The following is an 18,227-nucleotide window of genomic DNA, read 5'->3' on the forward strand; positions in this document are numbered from 1 at the left end:
AACATCACTGTCATCCTTGCATATTAAGATCTTCGGGCGGTTTGAGCGGAAAGGTCAGGGTAAAGCACGTTCCCTTGCCCATCTCACTTTCAACATGGATATAGCCGCCCAGCTGCTTTACGATACTGTAACAGATAGAGAGTCCCAGACCTGTGCCCCGTCCCGGAGATTTTTTCGTGAAGAACGGATCGAAAATCCTCCCAATGTCCTGGTGGCTTATGCCGCTGCCTGTATCCGCCACGGTAATGACGATGCCGTTTTTGTCCTTTGCAAGGCCAGTGGTGAGGGTTATGACACCGTAACCATTGTCTTCATGGGCCTCTATGGCATTGTTGATAAAGTTCAGAAACACCTGCTGGAGCTGTGAGGGATCAGACAGGATGGTCGGAAGACTGTCGTCCAGTATGGGCGTGAATTTTATACCGTCCGATTTGGCTTCCCGCTCCATCAGATCAATCACTTCTTTTAAGAATACATTGATATCCACTGTCTCCATGACAGAGTGGGTTCTTCGAGCGAACTTCAGAAGGTTTCGGGTAATATGTTTGCACCGGAGGACCTGTTTGTCTATCTGGTCAAGGGAATCAACAAATTGTTCTCCAAAGGCCTGGTCTGTTATGGGTGTTCTTTTTTTCGAATCCAGAAGCAGTTGAATTTCGGTCATGATAATGGCCAGGGGATTGTTTATTTCATGGGCAACCCCTGCAGACAGTTCTCCTATGGATGCCAGTTTCCCCGCCTGGATGAGCTGCTCATTCATCTGTTCCACCTCGCGGTCTCCTCGTTTAATAACCGAAACCATGTGCCGGGTGATGAGCACAGTGACAATTAAGATTATCAGCGCACTCAAATGAAGGGAGACCAGTGTGGCCCTGTTGGCATAGCGGACCTCTTCAAAAAACTCGTTTTCATTAACTCTCACCACCAAAAGCCACCTGGGATCTTTTAACCAGGTTTCGCAGACAATTTGTCTTACCTTTCTGTCCGTATGATTTGCTTCAAGAAATCTGAATGTCACATCCCCATGAAGTTTACTTTCAAATCCCGGAGCCAGTGTCATAATTTCTCCGCCGGAACTGGGACTGGTCTGGTAAATGCCTTTGCTGTTCAGGATGTAAACTTGTCCGGTTTTACCGATCCTTACATTTTCCACCAGGGAACGAAAACATTCGGTGTTGACAGTGGCTCTCAGTATCCAGCGCCGTCCATTTTCATGTTTTAAAACGGCCATTACAAAATGGGGTTCTTTCCGGAACCCCATAAACATATCACTGGTATAACTTCCCCTTTCCATCACTTCTTTGAACCAGAATGTGTCGATGTAATTTTTGTCCATCAGGTCATAAGGCCCTACATAAGCCATATGATCTCCATTTTCATCAATGATCCCGATATCGGTCAGCGTCCAGGAATCACGATTGAGACTCTTTAAAATATGGTTCAGTTGATCCTTTGCCTTCAGGGAAGCAATCGTGTGCGTCCGGGCAATAAAGTCGAGCCTGGTTTTGTTTTCCTTTAGAAAGATTTCAATAATTTTCCGATGGTAGTCGACTCTGGTCTCAAGGGTTTTCTCCATCCGTTCCCTGGCAAACCGGGAATAGCGGATATTGATGACCCATCCGGCAAGGAGAAGGGGAACAAGAGAACAGATCATAGTGAGTAAAATGAACCTGCGAAAGAGATGGGAATACTGTATATTTTTCTTATTTTCAATGCGTTTATCCATTCAGCCTCCTTGCCTGTGCAGTTTTTGGATGTGGGGTATCCCCGCTTGCTTTCTCCATCACGTAACCGCTTTTAATTGATTAGATTATCAATAAATGTGCCAAAGGGTTTTGTTCCTGGGATGTCCACATAACATATTGAAATTTTATAATTTATTTCAATACAACAAAAACTACAGACCCGGACGTTTGAACAGATTGTCATCGGACAGGAGACAGGGGGTGGAAAGTGTCATGTGACAGTCTGATCCGTTTACGGAAGGACTTCCCAATATTTTTTATGAATGTTAATGACCTTCTTGAGGTTGGACAGCCGGCTGAGATCGCTTTTACGGATGCGGTCTATTTTATCTTCGCTTTCTTTTGATACATTGCAGATTTCTTTCATGACGGTTAGGCCACATTCCCTTATACCCTCTAGGCTATATCCCCCTTCCATGACAAAGGCGATCTTTCCTCCGGCAGAATGCGCTGCAATTTCAAGGAGGAGCGCGGTTATCCGTGCGTATCCGCTGGGTGTCACTTTCATTCCTGCCAGGCGGTCATGGATGTAGAGGTCAAAGCCGAAAGAAACCAGTATCATTTCAGGTTGGTACGCCTGGGCAACCGGCCCTGCGACAAAATACAGGGCCCTTCCGATGTCCCTTGCCCGGCCGCCTTTTTCCAGGGGGATATTGATGGTGAACCCTTCGCCCTTTCCGATTCCCGTCTCTTCAATCTTTCCTGTTCCGGGAAAGGATCCTGACTCATGGATAGAGACAAAAAGGACTTCGTCGGTATCATAAAACACTTCCTGGGTACCGTTGCCGTGGTGTACGTCAATATCAATGATCATCAGCCGAGAAACCTTGTACCTGTGTTTCAGGTACTTTGCCCCCAGGGCAATGTTGTTGAAAATGCAAAATCCCATGCCGTTGGCGGGTTTTGCATGATGGCCCGGCGGCCTTATAAATGCAAAGCCCCTGGACGACCGACCTGACCGTATCCCGTCAAGCAGAGAGAAAAGGCCGCCCACCGCCAGCCTGGCCGTTGACCAGGACCCTTCTGTGGTCTGGGTGTCCACATCAAAAGAAGACAGACCTTTCCCGGCTGTTTTCTCTACTTTCTTAACATACTCAAGGGTGTGCACCCATGTCAGTTCATTTTTTTCAGCAAAACGGGAGGGGATCTTGACCCATTTTCCATCCAGACATCTGTTTTTCAATACCGCCTCCACAGCTTTTATACGCCTGTAATTTTCAAGATGGGTAACCCCCATAAGATGCTTCCAGGATCTTCTATCGATGACCACGGCTACAGGCAGGGTGAGCGCCGTTTGCCTCGGATCCGTTTCCATTCGGCCAAAGGCTTTTGCAAGGGCAAGCAGCATTTCTCCCTCGGGAATACGGTTTTTGTTTTTAAGGAGTGTGCCCATGGTTGCCCGGGCCAGAAGGTTGGAACTGGCAGGATGAAGCGCGATTTTGATGAACTCCAGGGCTCTCTTTCTCTGTCCGTTTAAATCTTTCCGGCGTTTGAGACTTCTTATCCGTCCGGGAATTCTTTTGCACAGATGACTGATGACCGAGGGATACGTCTTATTTGAAAACACTGCCATTGCTGCAATGGTTGTTAAAAGGCTCCCCTCGGGAGATTTGAGTATATACTTGTACGGACCCCGGGTGTGGAATCCAATGGATACGTAAAATCCTTCAGCTTGAATTTCCGATTCAAGAAAAATCTCTTTTACATCATGGAAATAGCTTTTCCAGAGCATCCAGACGCCTGCCATGATAAACGTTCCAGCGCCTTTGACAGGGTGAGAATCGCTTTGAAAAGAGGTATTGTTGCGGGTTGCAATATATTTTACTTCAATTCCCCTGTAAAACAATTTTCTGATTATTTCCAGGAAAACCAATCCCTGTAACTCCCCTTTCACAATACAGGCAAACAGCAGGTTGTCCGTACCCGAAACCAGACAGTTTAAGAGGAAGCGGATGTGAAAAAATTCCAGATTCAGTCGGGCCGCCTGCATCAGGCTTTCCCGGGAAAAGGAAAACCGCATAAAGGCAGCTCGTGTATAGTCGCTTATGATCCCCTGGAACAATATCCGGGGATCGTCCTCAGACACCTTGACATCGGTTTGACCGGATCCATCGTTTCTTATGTCTGACAGCCGTTTGAGTCGTTGCCGCAGGAAATTAACCGCCCAGGAGTCATTGGCCTGACCCTTTTTTTGAACTGTTGTTGCGATCTGCTGTTCAAGCTGTGCTTCAGCCACATCGATTTCATAATCGATCATCAGCGAAAGACCGGCTGTATCGGTTTTTGAAGCCAGTTTTCCCGGGGATGTGAAAGGTTCCCTATGAATCAGGCTGCGCTTTTGTGCCATTTCTCCATACTGAATCAGCAGGGCCTGCTCAAGGGGGGGCGTGCCGCTGTTAAAGAACTGGACCTTGTTGACAAAGGCTTGGGTGTTGCCAAAAAGAAAGTATAACCGATTATCTTCCCCAGCGTCTGATGCCGGCGGTACATCGATCCGCCCCTTTCCCAGCATGGCATTCAGCGTATAGGCGATTTCAGGTTTTCTTCTGCCGATGGCATCTATGGCCTGTTTTATATTTTCCCGTGTCAGCATCATCAAGCGAATAGGCCTTGAAATTAATATTTTGTTAACTGCATGAGACGTCTCATCAATTTGGAATCACACCCTTCGCATCTGGATACTCCCAGACAAATCCCCCCGGCACCTGGACCTCAAACACGGCACCATGTTCTTCCCCGTTTCTGACAGATATTCTCCCGCCTATTCTTTCCATGATGTCCCGGCTAATGGACAGGCCGAATCCAGAATCCCCCCGATCCGTCGAATACTGGGGCTCAAAAAGGTATTCCATATCTGCCTTCCCCAGACCAGGTCCGTCATCTGAGATTAAAATCATCACGCCATTTTCCTTCATGGATGTGGATACGAAGATAGACCCATTCGCACTGACAGCTGAAGCAGCGTTCACCAGAAGGGTCAACAAAACCTGGCAAAGGGCATTTCCATCACTTCTGACCGTGGGAAATCCCGCTTGGAAATCGGTAATGACACCTATATTTTTTTCAATCAGGGCCGTTCTCAAAAAAACGATGATATGGTCTAACATCATGTGGATGTCCACCGCCATGATCACCGGATCTTCCGGTCCGGCAAACCGGATAAAGCTATCGATAAGGTTTCTGCCCCTTATTGCTTCGGAAAAAATCTGTTCTGCCATTAAATCGGTTTCACAGACGTCTGCCAGCCCGATCTGCTCTTTCATCAGCGTACCCGTAACGTGAATATTTGACAGAATATCGGTCAGGTCACTGAATACACCCTTTGACAATTTCATTAGGGATGCCAGAAAGGCTGCTCTCCTCAGTCTGAGGTCCAGGCGGCGGTTGTTCTTTCTTTTTTCTTCCAGCATCGACACCAGACTGTCTGTAGTAAAAAGGATGGAAAGTATGATGACAAATCCCCCCAACAGAATAACAAACAGGCCCATATTTCTCACTCGTCTTGAATCTTCAAAAAGATCCCTCGTGTCAATACTCACGACGGAGAGCCAGGAAACCGTCTCAAGCCAGGTCGTTAATGTAAGGGTCGTGCCTTTTTCTTCAACCTGCACCCCTTTAAAGCGGCCAGGGGGTAGAACCTGGGATTTCATCATCAGCTCGCCACCCTTTCTCGCATTTGTCTGAAAGTCTCCTTTGCTGTTAATCAGATAGGCATCGGCTTTCGTGTTTCCAGCCAACTGGGTGACGATATTATCAAACAGACTTGACATGACAGTGGCTCTTAAGATCCAGAGGGTCTTCCCCTCATTGCGCTTCACCGCTATGATAAAGTGAGGAACATTTCTGAAACCGGTAAAAACATCGCTGACAGACACACCGTCATCCATAACGGCTTTAAACCAGACGGTATTCCGATAATTTTTAGCCTTGAGATCGTAGGGCCCTGTATAGGCAAGGTGCTCACCGTCCGCCCCTATGACACCAAGGTCCTGGAAACAGGGCAGTTCGCGTTGCAGCGAGGAAAGGACCTGTTCAATTGCACCGGGTGACATCATTTTTGACAGGCCATTGTTTTCCGAGATGAGTTTCAGGTCCATTATCCGTTCCGTCAAAAACGAATCAATGTCTCGCTTATGGGAAACAGCCTCTGCCTGAAGTGCTTCCATTGTTTTATGTTTAATTGTGCGGGCCAGGTAAACATACATGCCGCCGCCGATTATGGCAAGAGGCAGGAAAGCGGAAGCAATGAGAATGGCGACCACCTTTTTCCATACCTTGCGGTAGTAAGGAAAGTCTCGTGTTGCCGATATGGTAAAAGATCTGTCAGGCATGCCCTGCACCTCCTGCACCACTATAATACCAGTTTAAAATATCAGGTTTAACCGTCCTGTAAAACCTTATTATAAGAAATTTCTTTGACCCCCTGTAACCCAGGTGAAGCCAACAACCGAATCGGCTATGCGCCATACAGGATAATGACACAGAACAGCAGCGCTGTCACCCATACCGTGTGGCTGACCGAACCCTTTTTGACGGGACGAAAACCGGCATTAAAACAGGTGTGCCCATTGACACATGTATACCTGACACCTCCCTTTTTTTTGTCGGTGCCTGTTTTTATTTTTCGGGTCAACGCGCCGCAGATATGACCCTCCTTGTTTTTGTGGTTGCAGGTCAGCCGTGACCCCATCATCAGACTGACCAGGTTGTACAGATGGTTCCATGTCATTGCAATGATGAAAAAAGACAGGAAAAACATCAGTGCGTGGGCTTTTGTGACCCCTATACCTGCCAGGGAGGCACCTATTTTTCCGGGTGAAAGCGGCCCTTCCACATTGCCAAAAAGTCCCAGATAATATAAAAAAAAGGATACCCCCATTACCATCATACTCATACCAAAACATTGCGTCCGTTTTCGGATGTAGTCGTTGTTCATGTCTCATCTCCTTTAACAAAAAGCTTGGGTTATCGTCAGTTGGTTCCGATTGCTCATGTCATGGTCGTTATGCCATATTAACCGTTTGATTTTCCTCCCTCCCCGTTACCGGGAAGGGAGTTGTCTGCCGTATGATATGAGACCTCTATAGACTCCCATATCCTTATCGGACGGCCATCAACCAGCCAGTTTCTTGTAGATGCTGGGGCCTATCTTGTAGAAACAGATGGCAGCGACAATACAGCAGTAGGCCGGTACCACTATTTTCCATAGTTTTTCCGGAAAAACCCTTGTCATATAAGGCGCTGCAATGGCAGAAAACATGGTTGCGATCATAAAGGACGGCAGCATGATATAGTCTATCTGAACCCCACTTGTCAGAAGGGCCAGCCATACAATAATGGCAAAGGTACTGACGGTTCCTTCACAGATGGCCGTTACCGCCAGCATACTTTTTACCGGTACGCCTGATAAAAGCCCGCCAATGGTTACAACCGGGCCGTATCCGCCGCCGCCCACACCCTTGTTGAACCCTGCCAGGGCAGCAAACCCGAACATTTTACCGGGTTTGTAGGGCCTGTCTTTTCCAGCACTCCAGAGCGAAACTGCCCCCATCATAACGAGAAGAATTGCCACATAGAGTTTAATCCAGACTTTATCAATGGGAAAAAATTTATAAATACCGATGATGGAACATGATACGGCGATACACCCTGTTATCGCGATGATAATCCATAATTTCACCGTTTCAGACATGGGACTGAATTTCCACTCCACATTTTCAAATTCCCGGTGAAGAAAGGCCCCCACAAGACCTGCCATCCCCTGTTGAATCATAACCGCAGGTACGATCTGTTTGGGATCGAATCCCAGCACAAGGAGGATGGGTGTCAGGGCCGTTCCAAATCCCATGCCTGCGGATGCATCCATGAATTCGAAAAATGCTGCCAAACCGACCACGCTCCATATAATGCACCAATCATTTCCCTGGAGCCCGCTGGCAAGTGTCCAGTCTGACTGTATCCTTACCGTCGCTTCAAAGGGATTTCCCGCAAGCCAGACACCCAGCAGGAAAACCAGGAAAAACACAAACACACCTCCCAGGGCCGCTCTTATATGACGCCACTCAGGGATAAATCGCTCTGCAATGCTTGCTTTTTCTTTTTCCAGGTCCTGGGCCACTTCAAAACCGGTTATTTTCTGTTTTGCATCTTCCATATTGTTTCTCCTTTATCTATACGTAAACCTTTTGTGAGACTCTCGACCGCTTGTTTCCTTGTCAGCCGTCTTTTGTATAAACAGGGCATTACAAAAAACATACCATGATAGGACACAACCCAAACTTTTGCCTAACCTGCTGATTATAAATATAAAATATCCTAAAAAATCTGCCGGTAGCCAGGGGATGGCCATCGGTAAAACCTGGGAGTGGACAATTGCAAATCTCAGTTGTCTCTTTCTGGTTGACAGCTTTTTTATGCGCTGCCTTAACCCTGGGACAAAAAAAAAGCAGCGGGCATCAAACTGCCACCTGCTTCTCCTAAAATTGAACGGGCCGGTTATCACATCTGCACAAAAGCCCTGCCTGTCAAGGGGTATTTTTTTTCTCCCTGAATTCATTGGCCGCTATGGCAGACTCTTTCATCAGCCGATGGAGGTATTGTCTTTGTATCCCTGCGATTTCAGCCGCCTTGCTGATGTTTCCGTTACTTTCCGTTAACAGGGCCATGATATAGTGTTCATGAAAAAGCCGGATGTTTTCTTCTTTGGCATCCTTGAAATTCAGCATGGTACTTCCCCTGTTCAACTCGGGCAGGGCCCTTCCCTCCGGGTTGGAAAGGCCCAGATCGGATAGGGTCAGTGTATCACCGGTACAAAAGATCACTCCCCGTTCAATGATATTTTCAAGTTCCCGTACATTGCCGGGGAATGGTCTTGCTGTAAGTGCCTGCAGAGCTGATGGTACGATCCGCTTCACCTCCTTTCTGTTCAACAAACCATATTTATGAAGAAAGTGATGGCTGAGAAGCGGAATATCCTCGGGCCTGTCCCTTAGGGGCGGTATTTCCAAACGGATAACGTTCAGGCGATAAAACAGATCCTCCCGGAATGTATTGTCCCGGATGGCCTGCTCAAGATTTTTATTTGTGGCGGCAATGAACCTGAGGTCGGCTTTTTTGGTTATAACGCTCCCTACAGGTCTGTATTCTCCCTCTTGAAGCAACCTGAGAATGCTGGTCTGGAGCCCGGGTTTCAGGTCTCCGATTTCATCGAGGAAAAGTGTACCGCCGTCTGCTGCTTCAACCAGTCCCTTCTTGTCTGTGGTTGCACCTGTAAATGCGCCCTTCACATGTCCGAATAATTCGCTTTCGATCATATTCTCCAGAATTGCCGTACAGTTCACAGTAACCATTTTTTTTGACCTTCTATTGCTGTTTTGATGGACAGCCCTGGCCACAAGCTCTTTACCCGTTCCGGTGGGACCGGTTATAAGGACGGTTCCAGATGTGGGCGCTGCCTTACGGATACGATCAAAAACGCTTGCCATGGCAGTCGTTGATCCGATGATGGAAAGATCATTCTTCTTTTCCAGTGCCTTTCGCAGGCGCCTGTTCTCCCGGAAGACTCTCTGGCATTTCATGACCCGATCAAGGGTTACCAGAAGCCTTTCCCTGCGGAAAGGCTTTGTCAGGTAGTCATCAGCACCTTTTTGTGTGGCTTCCACCGCAGTCTCTATGGTGGCATATGCGGTGAGGATAATGACCGATACATCGGACCGGAGCGCCTTGACCTTTTCCATCAGGTTGATCCCTGACATGCCGGGCATTTTCAGGTCTGTCATGACAAGGTCGAACTCCTCTGCCCTAAAGATTTCAAGCGCCCTCACAGGATTGCTTTCCGTAACCGCTTTATAATGGGTATCTTCCGAAATAATCCTGTCAAGAAGTGTCAGCATGTCCCGTTCATCATCAACGATCAAAATACGTCCGTTCATCCATCCTCCTCAAGATATTGCCATCAGTTTGACGGTAAAAATTGTACCGCCGCATGCCGTATCCGCCGGAACAGGCTTCCGAGTTTCACATTCCATGATCCCACCTAAACCGGTGATGATGCCATAACTTACAAAAAGTCCCAGCCCTGTTCCCTTTCCATCGGGCTTTGTGGTGAAAAACGGCTCGAAGATATGGGCAATGTCCTTGTCTTCTATGGCGACACCGTCATCCTGGAACTGCACAGCGACCATGTGAAGATGGGTATCCATAAATGTACGGATCGCCAACCCTCCGCCTTGGGGCATGGCATCAGCCGCGTTGTTGATCAGATTGAGAAAAACCTGCTGAAGCTTCCGGGAATCCCCTTTTACCATGGGAATTGTGTCCGGAAATTCCGTGGACAAAGAGATGCCTTCTTTGTCAAAGCGGTGCTTCACTATCCTGATGGCATCTTCAAGACAGCGATTCAGATCCGTTTGTCGGTCATTGTGGTCTTCTCCCGTGCGGACAAAACCAAGCAGATTCTCAACGATCTCTTTGCAATGAAGCCCCTGACGTTCGATTATTTTGAGGTCTCTATAATCCTGGGAAAATTTGTCTTTTTTTCGCAGCATAAGGTCACTGAAGCCCAGGATAACCCCAAGTGGATTGTTAATTTCATGGGCAATCCCTGCGGCCAACACCCCCAGAGAGGCCAGTTTTTCAGTGTGTATCAGGTGGCGCTCAAGCTTTTTGTCTTCTGTTATATCCCTTGCAATGCACAGCACGGATGTGACATCTGAAGTTTCACTCCGCACGGGTACCATGTTGGCATCAACGACGATCTGCACACCGTCGAGGTCAAGTCTAAATTCCTTTCTAATGCTTTTGCCCCTTTCAAAAACATCACGGATAAGGGGCTGCAGGCTATTGCTCATTTTTTTGGGGAATAGGGATGACAGTCCCTTTCCCATATAATCTTCAGCCCGGCATTTAAAAAAAATTGACGTAAAGCTGTTCATGGATTGAAATTTACCATAGGGATCAACGGTGAAGATAAAGTCTTCAGCGCTTTCCACGAGGGATCGGTATTTTGCCTCGGATTTTACGACCGCCTCGGTTTGCCTGTTGACTTCATTTTCCATATGCCGAGACCATTTCATTTCGAAAAACAGAATAATTGAAGCCCCGGCTATAATGGTGAATATCACGACCAGTTGCATGAAGAACTGGTGCATGTATTTTCCCTTTACCGCTTCCTCTATTTCAAAAACAGGCGCGACAACCGCTATGGACCACTGCTGGGGCAGGACGTTTGAAATCGTCACAGAGGTGTATGCGATCAGCTTTTCCATCCTGCCGACCAGCCCCCTGTGCCATCCTGAAATATACCATCCCGTCCCTTCCCGGCCTTTGAGCATCTCTTGTCTTTGTATCTTGTTTATCTCCACAAAAGAGATGTCCTGATATTTTTCTTTTCTTGCAAAAAAAGCATTCTTGCCGACAAATGAGATGTCCGGATGAAAAAGAAAGCGGCCCGCACCATCGATGATCCATGCATACCCTGTCTGACCTGACTTGATGTTTTTAAGGTAGGGACCCAGAAGCCAGGAGACATTGACATGACAACCAAGGAGTCGTGATCCGCTGTGGCCAACGGGTAATGCCAGTATGATAAAAATTCCAGCAGGTGTGATTTGCAATTTTGAAACGGTTACTTGCTTTATTTTTCCACTATCAAGATCAAGGGAAGGGGACAAACCCGCTTCAATTGGAGAACGGGCAATCTCCTTGTGAAAGGGGTAACCGGTGTAAATGATGCCGGCATCCCTGTCGTGAAATTCAATTTTACTGATCCCGGATTCAATGACGTGGGCCAGGGTTGACTGTATTTCCCTTTCAGGGTCTTCATTTCTTTCAAGTTCGTTGGAAAGATTTTCCATCTCTCTTATTAAAAAGGAAAATTCCCTTTCAATAAAATTTTTGACATTGTGCGCAATCACCATCTGCTCTTCATTGAATTGCCTGCGGACGATTTTGCTCATCTCCCGGATAGACCATTGTGACATCACCGCACTTGCCGCCACAAAGATTAGCGCTGTAAGGGCCACAATCATTACACTGTTTTTTTCTGTTCCCGGTCGCTTGTATCGTTGGGAAAGGGTGGGGTCTAACTTCCAGATGCTGCCTGTATTTAATATTTCCAAAACCAATGGTTTCCCGTATTTATTGTAAGCCCTGAGGTTCACAAATGTTATCTGATAGCCGTGTTCAAACCCTTTCTTGCCGCTTATCACGCAATATCTTCAGCAACAATTGTACCACTGCATCCAAACGAAAACATTGTGCAATTTTTGAATGAAAATAGAATATTTACAGTCAGATACATTAAATATTAACCCTATGGATTCTCCGGTGAAGATGGAAAACTCTTTTACACCTTGTAAATATTATGAACGATTAAATAATGATGACCTGTCTTGATAAACAATAAAAAATGAATAGGTTAAAGCAGTATGAAATGAATTAAAAAATAAGGATACCATCATGTTTGCTGAAAATATAACCTACCCGGCCGCTCTTTTTGCAGGACTGCTCTCGTTTTTTTCTCCGTGTATTCTGCCATTGATACCGGCATATTTTTCTTTTATGACCGGGCTATCCCTTGATGAATTGACGGAAAACAAAAAGGAAACCCGACAGAAAGTGATGGTATCCACCCTGTTTTACGTGGCCGGTTTTTCGTTTATCTTTATTCTTTTTGGTGCTTCCGCATCTTTTATGGGGGGACTTGCCTCACAATACTCCTGGGTCATCAGATATCTGGGCGGCGGGATTATTCTTGTTTTCGGACTTCATCTGCTGGGAATTATCAATATCAAAGGATTCAATTTTGAAAAGAAAATCCATGTCAAGGAAAAACCATTGCACCTGATGGGCACCTTTGTCATCGGCATGGCCTTTGGCGCCGGCTGGAGCCCCTGTATCGGCCCCATTCTGGGAACAATTTTAATTGTTGCCGGAAATCAGAACACGGTTCTTGAAGGAATTTTCCTTTTAGCGGTCTATTCTGCCGGCCTGGCCATTCCGTTTTTTATCCTGTCCTTTTTCATCAACTCCATTCTTGATATCATGAAACGGGCCACAAAATTTATCGGGGTGGTCAATAAAATTTCCGGACTTCTACTGATTGCCATCGGCCTTTTACTGATATTTGACAAATTCAGACTTCTTGCCACCCTGTAAGGCACTTAGTGAACCGTCAATGACTCCCCATCCAAAAAAATTTACCGGATTTATCACCATCACCACCTTTACCAAACTGTTATTTAATATTGCCCGAAGATTGATTTATCCGTTTGCCCCCGAGTTTGCCCGGGGGCTCAATGTCGACCTGTCTGCCATCACCTCTGTTATTGCCGTCAACCAGGCCACCTCTTTATTGGGGCCTGTGGGCGCCGGTTTTGCCGACAGGTATGGCTATCGACTGTTAATGCTGCTGTCAGTGGGGATACTGACCATTGGATCCTTTGCCGTGGGATTGATCCCGGTTTATTCCGTATTGGTGATCTGCCTTTTCCTTGCAGGGCTGGCCAAAAGCATATTTGACCCCAGCCTCCAGGCCTTTATCAGCGATTTTGTTCCCTTTGAAAAAAGAGGAAAAATTATCGGGATTACCGAACTTTCCTGGGCGGGAACAACGCTAATCGGCATCCCTTTGTCGGGGATGGTTATCCAGCGATTTTCCTGGCAGACCCCTTTTTTCATTCTTGGCGGGTTCAGCCTTGTCTGCTTTTTCATTATATTAAACATCATGCCGAAGGATAAAAACCGTTCCAGATCCATTAAACGCAAAACACCGATGATGTCAAACTGGAAAACCATTATTAAAAACCGAAAAGTCCTGGGGATTTTGTCGTTTGTCTTTTTCATGTCCCTGGCCAATGACAACCTTTTTGTCATTTATGGCGCCTGGCTGGAGCAGTCCTACAGCCTTTCCCTGGCTGCCATTGGTTTCGGGACGGTTTTCATAGGGCTCTCGGAAATTCTGGGCGAAGGGTGTACGGTTTTCTTCGCCGACAGGATCGGATTAAAAAAATCCATTCTCATCGGGGTATCTCTGTGTGCCGGGGCTTATTTTCTTTTACCCCTCCTGAATATCGGGTTAAGTTATGTTCTGGCAGGGCTTTTCCTGGTTTTTTTCTTCTTTGAATTCACCATTGTCACGTCCATGAGCCTGTCAACGGAACTGGTTCCGGAATTAAGGGCGTCCACCATGTCCGCGTTCTTTGCCATTGCCGGCATCGGAAGGGTTGCAGGTGCTTTTCTGGGCGGTATCATCTGGTCAAATTTCGGGCTCCTGTCCATCTGCCTGATATCCGGATGCTGCACCCTTACTGCCCTGATCTCCCTTCTCATTGGGTTTTACCAGTCAAGCGCCCATTGAGGCGAGACACGGTTGTGTCTTGTGCTCATGTCAATGCCGCTTTAAACAAGACAAATTCCGACTGGGAAAGACCTTCCAAACCGAATGGACGATCTGTTCCTCCATGGCAATCAGATCCGCCGGTCACCACCAGATGATGTTGTTTTGCCCAGGATTTCATCAGGTCCTGGTGTGCCCGGGTGTGACCGGGATAATGGACTTCCAGTCCCCGAATCCCTGCCGCAATAAACTCGGGTAGCATTCGCTGGACGATTTCCAGGGGGGGCAGCACCTCTTTATAATGGCCATCACCCGGGAATGATCCGGCTGCCGGATGGGCCAGGGCTGCAAAAATATTTTTTTCCCGGATAATGGCCATGGCCTGTTCCAGTTCAATGCCGGAGGGCAGATAGGCGGGACTGTCATTTCCAATGATGGACGTGAGCATCTTTGCATCTGCAATGCCAAATTTTTCCTTTAAGACAAGGGCAAAATGACGTCGTGTGGCATTATGGCTTACCCCAGAGATATCCTCATACGCCAAATTTCTTTTCAATAAAGCCATGTTTTGGCCCGGGCCAAAGACGTTGTTGATTTCATCAACCCTTGCCCTTACCAGTTTTTCTCCCCTTCCCTGGGCCAGAATGGTTTTAACCGCATCTACAAATTCAGGGTCCTTCAGTCTGGTTGACGGAAAATAGCACAACAGATGCAATGTCCCTGTGAAATACGACCGTTTAAACCGAACCGAAACCTCCACCCCCGGAATTACCTCGATATCGTATTTCTTTCCTGCAGCCACTGCGGTTTTCAATCCATTTAATGTGTCATGGTCGGTAATCCCAATTGCCTTTATTCCCAGGTCTTTTGCCTGTTTAACCATCTGGTCGGGTGTATAATCGCCATCAGATGCTGTGGTATGATTGTGTAAATCCGCAAATATTTTTTGATCCATCGATTTTTTTCCTAATTCTATTTGTCATAGTTTTGCCATCCACCTGTTTTTATACTGGTTATCATAAAAACACAATCCAAGTTTTTTTGAAAAAAAATAAGATAATATTTGTTTTTTACAAATTTAATGGTAGAACGAAAAAAACACTTATAACACTATGCTATTAGAGAAAGGGATTTAAATGCCGAATATCGAAAAAAATATAGATATTATCAATGAACTTGGACGAGTGGATTCCAAGGAAACTGCCAGAGATATATTCAGACGCTATATGGATGATGAACATCTGGCTCGCATTTCTAAGATCACACACCCTGAAATTATAAAGAGAATTGCCAATGCCATCGTTCTTTGCAATCCTGGTGCTGTTTTTGTCAATACCGGATCTTCAGCGGACAGAGCATTCATCAAACATCTTGCCCTTGAAAAAAAAGAGGAACAATCCCTTGCCATGGATGGGCATACCATTCACTTTGACCTGGCTGCCGAACAGGGCCGAATCATTGACAGGACCTATTATATCGCAAACCCTGAAGACCTTGTCAGTTCCCTTGCCAACCGGATGGACAGGCCGACTGCCCTGGAACAAGTCCGGTCCAATATGGTGGATATCATGAAAGATATGACCATGATCATTGGATTTTACATGCGGGGTCCTGTGGGATCTCCCGTATCAAATCCAGCCCTGGAAATAACCAGTTCCACCTATGTCGCCCACAGTGCGGAACTGCTTTACAGGAACGCCTATGCAGATTTTGACAAAGAAGTGGACGCCCGGGGTCATTTCTTTACAAATGTTCACAGCGAAGGCCTGAACAGGACCGAAGACCTTCCCGATGCAAGGGTTTTCATGGACCGGAAATTCAAGACAACCTATAGTTGGAAATGTACCTATGCCGGAAACACCCTGCTGCTTAAAAAAGGAAATCACCGATTTGCCGTGGACAAGGCCGTATATGAAAATCCCGGGCAGGAATTGTCCGAGCACATGTTTATCACGGGCATCCATGGCCCCCATAATCGCGTCACCTGGTTTGCCGGGGCCGCCCCCAGCGGATGTGGAAAAACCACCACGGCCATGGCAGGAAATGTCTTTATCGGCGATGATCTAGCCCAGATGTGGATTGCAGATGACGGCAGTATCCGGTCCGTCAACCCGGAATGCGGCATTTTCGGCATTGTGGAAGATGTCAATCTCGAGGGCGACCCCCTGTTGATGAAAGTCTTAAGACAGCCCGGGCACGAAGTGATCTGGTCCAATGTACTGATCGATGAAAACAAGGTGCCCCACTGGGTGGGCAACAATGAACCCCATCCGGACAAAGGGGTCAATTTCCAGGGGGACTGGTATGACGGCAAAACCGATGACAACGGCAAACCCATTCCATTGTCCCATCCCAATTCCCGTTGCACCTTGAGATCCGAATCCCTTGACAATTACTCGCCGGAAGCAGAAAATCCCGAAGGTGCCCTGACAAGAGTCTTTACCTACAGTGGACGGGATGCCGACACCATGCCACCGGTCTGGGTAGCCAAAAATTCCGATGCCGGGGTTGTCATCGGTGCCTGTATTGTTTCGGCAGCCACGGCAACCGAAGTCGGGGCAACCGGCGTTAAACGATCTCCCTGGGCCAATGCAGCCTTCATTCCGGGTTCTTTAGGAGAGTACATGGATGCCCAGTTCAAATTCTTTGGGAATGATAAAATCAAAAAAGAGCATGAACCTGTGATGGCAGGCTTGAATTACTTTTTGACGGACCAGGCCCGGGGGGGAGATTCGCCAAAACTTATTGGTGAAAAAAGAGATGTAAAAGTATGGCTTTCCTGGCTCGAGCGATATGCCCATAATGAAATAGACTACCTCTCAACCCCCATTGGAAATCTTCCGAAGTATGAGGATTTGACCGTATTATTCAAACAGATTATCGATAAAGACTATACAAAAGAACTCTATACAAAACAATTTTCTTTATATCTGGATCATATCCTCAAACGGGTGGAACTCCAGCAGAAAGCCTATGCCAAAGAAAACGGGGTCCCTCAAACCCTGTTTGATATTCTGGCCGAACAGGAACAGGCGCTTTCAGCATTAAGGGAAGCCCATGGCAGTATTGTATCCCCGGACATATTCACCGTAGAGGGACAGATTTAAAATCTGTCCCTGTTTAAATTGGTGAGGGACAGATTTAAAATCTGTCCCTCACCAATCCTGAAAAGAAATTAAAGCCCGGCAACCCGTTTTTTGATATCGTCATCCATTATTCCACAATGCCCAGGAGTTCGACTTCAAAAATCAGGGTTGATCCTGGCTTAATAACCGACCCTGCGCCTCTGTCCCCATATGCCAGCTCCGGAGGAATAACCAGTTCCCACTTTGAACCCACGTTCATCATCTGCAAGGCATCAATCCATCCCTGAATCACACCGCCAACCTGAAATGTTGCCGGCGCGCCCCTTTCATAGGAAGAATCAAAGACCGTACCGTCTAGGAGGGTGCCTCGATAATGACACTCCACCGTATCCGTTGCTTTGGGCACGGGACCGTCTCCTTGTGAGAGGACTCGATACTGAAGCCCGGACGACAGGGTTATCACGCCTTTTTTTTGCTTGTTTTCCGCTAAAAAACTGGCGCCGTTGGCCCGGTTTTCCTTGGATTCTTTGTTCATTTGGGCGATCTGCTTCTGTCTTGCCATTTGCTGAAAGGAAACCAACAATTCTTTTAGTTTGTCTTGTGTTACTTTAAGATCCTTGGATTGTCTGTCCCGGGCACCCCTGATGAAAAATTCCGAATCAAGGTCGATGTTGTCTTTTAATTTATCCACAATATCATATCCAAGGGCATAACTGATCTGCTTTTCAAGATCTGCTTTTTCAATGGATGGTTCTTTGTTGTCATCTGCGAAAGCACTACCGGTAAAAAACACCAAAAGGGTCAACATCAAAAAATATCTTGTATGAGCTTGCATTAACGTCTCCTAAATTTCTCAAGGGTTAAATGATAGTACGTATCATAATATGAGTAGCAAAAAGACCTGAATTTTGCAATGATCATACGATTTTAAAACAGGGCCAACGCAAGTAAATATTATAAGGTCCCTATGGTCTTGGTAACTGGCAATGGTCAGCCGAACATGACTTCCTCCAGATATTTCGGGTCTAAAGCTGCATTCAATCTTTTCGTTTTTACACT

General features: G+C 46.7%; 12 protein-coding genes. 3 read left to right on the forward strand and 9 right to left on the reverse strand.

The features are described 5' to 3' along the window. Positions 1–10: 10 nt before the first annotated feature. The 7 genes from Q1Q15_RS01725 to Q1Q15_RS01755 all read right to left on the reverse strand — a co-directional run bounded on the left by Q1Q15_RS01725 (position 11) and on the right by Q1Q15_RS01755 (position 11,863). Complete coding sequence (locus Q1Q15_RS01725) at positions 11–1,726, reverse strand: PAS domain-containing sensor histidine kinase (protein WP_300455767.1); 1,716 nt, start codon at positions 1,724–1,726, stop codon at positions 11–13. A 251-nt stretch (positions 1,727–1,977) separates the two neighbouring features. Continuing rightward, positions 1,978–4,341, reverse strand: a complete 2,364-nt coding sequence (locus Q1Q15_RS01730; protein ID WP_300455769.1) for a histone deacetylase — start codon at positions 4,339–4,341, stop codon at positions 1,978–1,980. Between the two features lie 52 nt (positions 4,342–4,393). Next, the gene (locus Q1Q15_RS01735; protein WP_300455771.1) at positions 4,394–6,076 is read right to left on the reverse strand and encodes a sensor histidine kinase; all 1,683 of its coding nucleotides are present in this window, start codon (positions 6,074–6,076) and stop codon (positions 4,394–4,396) included. 125 nt (positions 6,077–6,201) lie between these two features. Beyond that, positions 6,202–6,681, reverse strand: coding sequence for a hypothetical protein (locus tag Q1Q15_RS01740; protein WP_300455773.1), 480 nt, complete (start codon positions 6,679–6,681; stop codon positions 6,202–6,204). A gap of 177 nt (positions 6,682–6,858) precedes the next feature. Beyond that, a complete protein-coding gene (locus tag Q1Q15_RS01745; RefSeq protein ID WP_300455776.1) occupies positions 6,859–7,899 on the reverse strand; it encodes a sulfite exporter TauE/SafE family protein in 1,041 nt (346 codons plus the stop codon). 370 nt (positions 7,900–8,269) lie between these two features. Then, the gene (locus tag Q1Q15_RS01750; RefSeq protein ID WP_300455779.1) at positions 8,270–9,676 is read right to left on the reverse strand and encodes a sigma-54 dependent transcriptional regulator; all 1,407 of its coding nucleotides are present in this window, start codon (positions 9,674–9,676) and stop codon (positions 8,270–8,272) included. Between the two features lie 9 nt (positions 9,677–9,685). Further along, the gene (locus tag Q1Q15_RS01755) at positions 9,686–11,863 is read right to left on the reverse strand and encodes an ATP-binding protein (RefSeq protein ID WP_300455781.1); all 2,178 of its coding nucleotides are present in this window, start codon (positions 11,861–11,863) and stop codon (positions 9,686–9,688) included. Between the two features lie 340 nt (positions 11,864–12,203). Here Q1Q15_RS01755 and Q1Q15_RS01760 point away from each other — a divergent pair, with 340 nt between their 5' ends. Both Q1Q15_RS01760 and Q1Q15_RS01765 read left to right on the forward strand, forming a co-directional pair. Further along, a complete protein-coding gene (locus Q1Q15_RS01760) occupies positions 12,204–12,902 on the forward strand; it encodes a cytochrome c biogenesis protein CcdA (RefSeq protein WP_300455783.1) in 699 nt (232 codons plus the stop codon). 19 nt (positions 12,903–12,921) lie between these two features. Continuing rightward, on the forward strand, positions 12,922–14,103 hold the full coding sequence (locus Q1Q15_RS01765; protein ID WP_300455785.1) for an MFS transporter: 1,182 nt from the start codon (positions 12,922–12,924) through the stop codon (positions 14,101–14,103). Positions 14,104–14,128: 25 nt separating this feature from the next. Here the strand turns inward: Q1Q15_RS01765 and Q1Q15_RS01770 are convergent, their stop codons facing one another. Continuing rightward, the gene (locus Q1Q15_RS01770; protein ID WP_300455788.1) at positions 14,129–15,037 is read right to left on the reverse strand and encodes a PHP domain-containing protein; all 909 of its coding nucleotides are present in this window, start codon (positions 15,035–15,037) and stop codon (positions 14,129–14,131) included. Between the two features lie 181 nt (positions 15,038–15,218). On the opposite strand from Q1Q15_RS01770, the gene Q1Q15_RS01775 reads away from it, so the two are divergent. Further along, positions 15,219–17,189 (forward strand): phosphoenolpyruvate carboxykinase (GTP), encoded by a 1,971-nt coding sequence (locus Q1Q15_RS01775; RefSeq protein ID WP_300455791.1) that lies wholly within the window; start codon positions 15,219–15,221, stop codon positions 17,187–17,189. 106 nt (positions 17,190–17,295) lie between these two features. Here the strand turns inward: Q1Q15_RS01775 and Q1Q15_RS01780 are convergent, their stop codons facing one another. Then, complete coding sequence (locus Q1Q15_RS01780) at positions 17,296–18,003, reverse strand: FKBP-type peptidyl-prolyl cis-trans isomerase (RefSeq protein WP_300455794.1); 708 nt, start codon at positions 18,001–18,003, stop codon at positions 17,296–17,298. Between the last annotated feature and the right edge of the window lie 224 nt (positions 18,004–18,227).

This window comes from Desulfobacula sp. (assembly GCF_030145145.1).
Classification (GTDB): Bacteria; Desulfobacterota; Desulfobacteria; order Desulfobacterales; family Desulfobacteraceae; genus Desulfobacula.

Bases quoted from the DNA above. Each gene is read 5' to 3' on its own strand.
- Q1Q15_RS01735 (WP_300455771.1), bottom strand. From the start codon at position 6,076: ATGCCTGACAGATCTTTTACCATATCGGCAACACGAGACTTTCCTTAC.
- Q1Q15_RS01740 (WP_300455773.1), bottom strand. From the start codon at position 6,681: ATGAACAACGACTACATCCGAAAACGGACGCAATGTTTTGGTATGAGT.
- Q1Q15_RS01760 (WP_300455783.1), top strand. From the start codon at position 12,204: ATGTTTGCTGAAAATATAACCTACCCGGCCGCTCTTTTTGCAGGACTG.
- Q1Q15_RS01770 (WP_300455788.1), bottom strand. From the start codon at position 15,037: ATGGATCAAAAAATATTTGCGGATTTACACAATCATACCACAGCATCT.
- Q1Q15_RS01730 (WP_300455769.1), bottom strand. From the start codon at position 4,341: ATGATGCTGACACGGGAAAATATAAAACAGGCCATAGATGCCATCGGC.
- Q1Q15_RS01750 (WP_300455779.1), bottom strand. From the start codon at position 9,676: ATGAACGGACGTATTTTGATCGTTGATGATGAACGGGACATGCTGACA.
- Q1Q15_RS01780 (WP_300455794.1), bottom strand. From the start codon at position 18,003: ATGCAAGCTCATACAAGATATTTTTTGATGTTGACCCTTTTGGTGTTT.
- Q1Q15_RS01745 (WP_300455776.1), bottom strand. From the start codon at position 7,899: ATGGAAGATGCAAAACAGAAAATAACCGGTTTTGAAGTGGCCCAGGAC.
- Q1Q15_RS01765 (WP_300455785.1), top strand. From the start codon at position 12,922: ATGACTCCCCATCCAAAAAAATTTACCGGATTTATCACCATCACCACC.
- Q1Q15_RS01775 (WP_300455791.1), top strand. From the start codon at position 15,219: ATGCCGAATATCGAAAAAAATATAGATATTATCAATGAACTTGGACGA.
- Q1Q15_RS01725 (WP_300455767.1), bottom strand. From the start codon at position 1,726: ATGGATAAACGCATTGAAAATAAGAAAAATATACAGTATTCCCATCTC.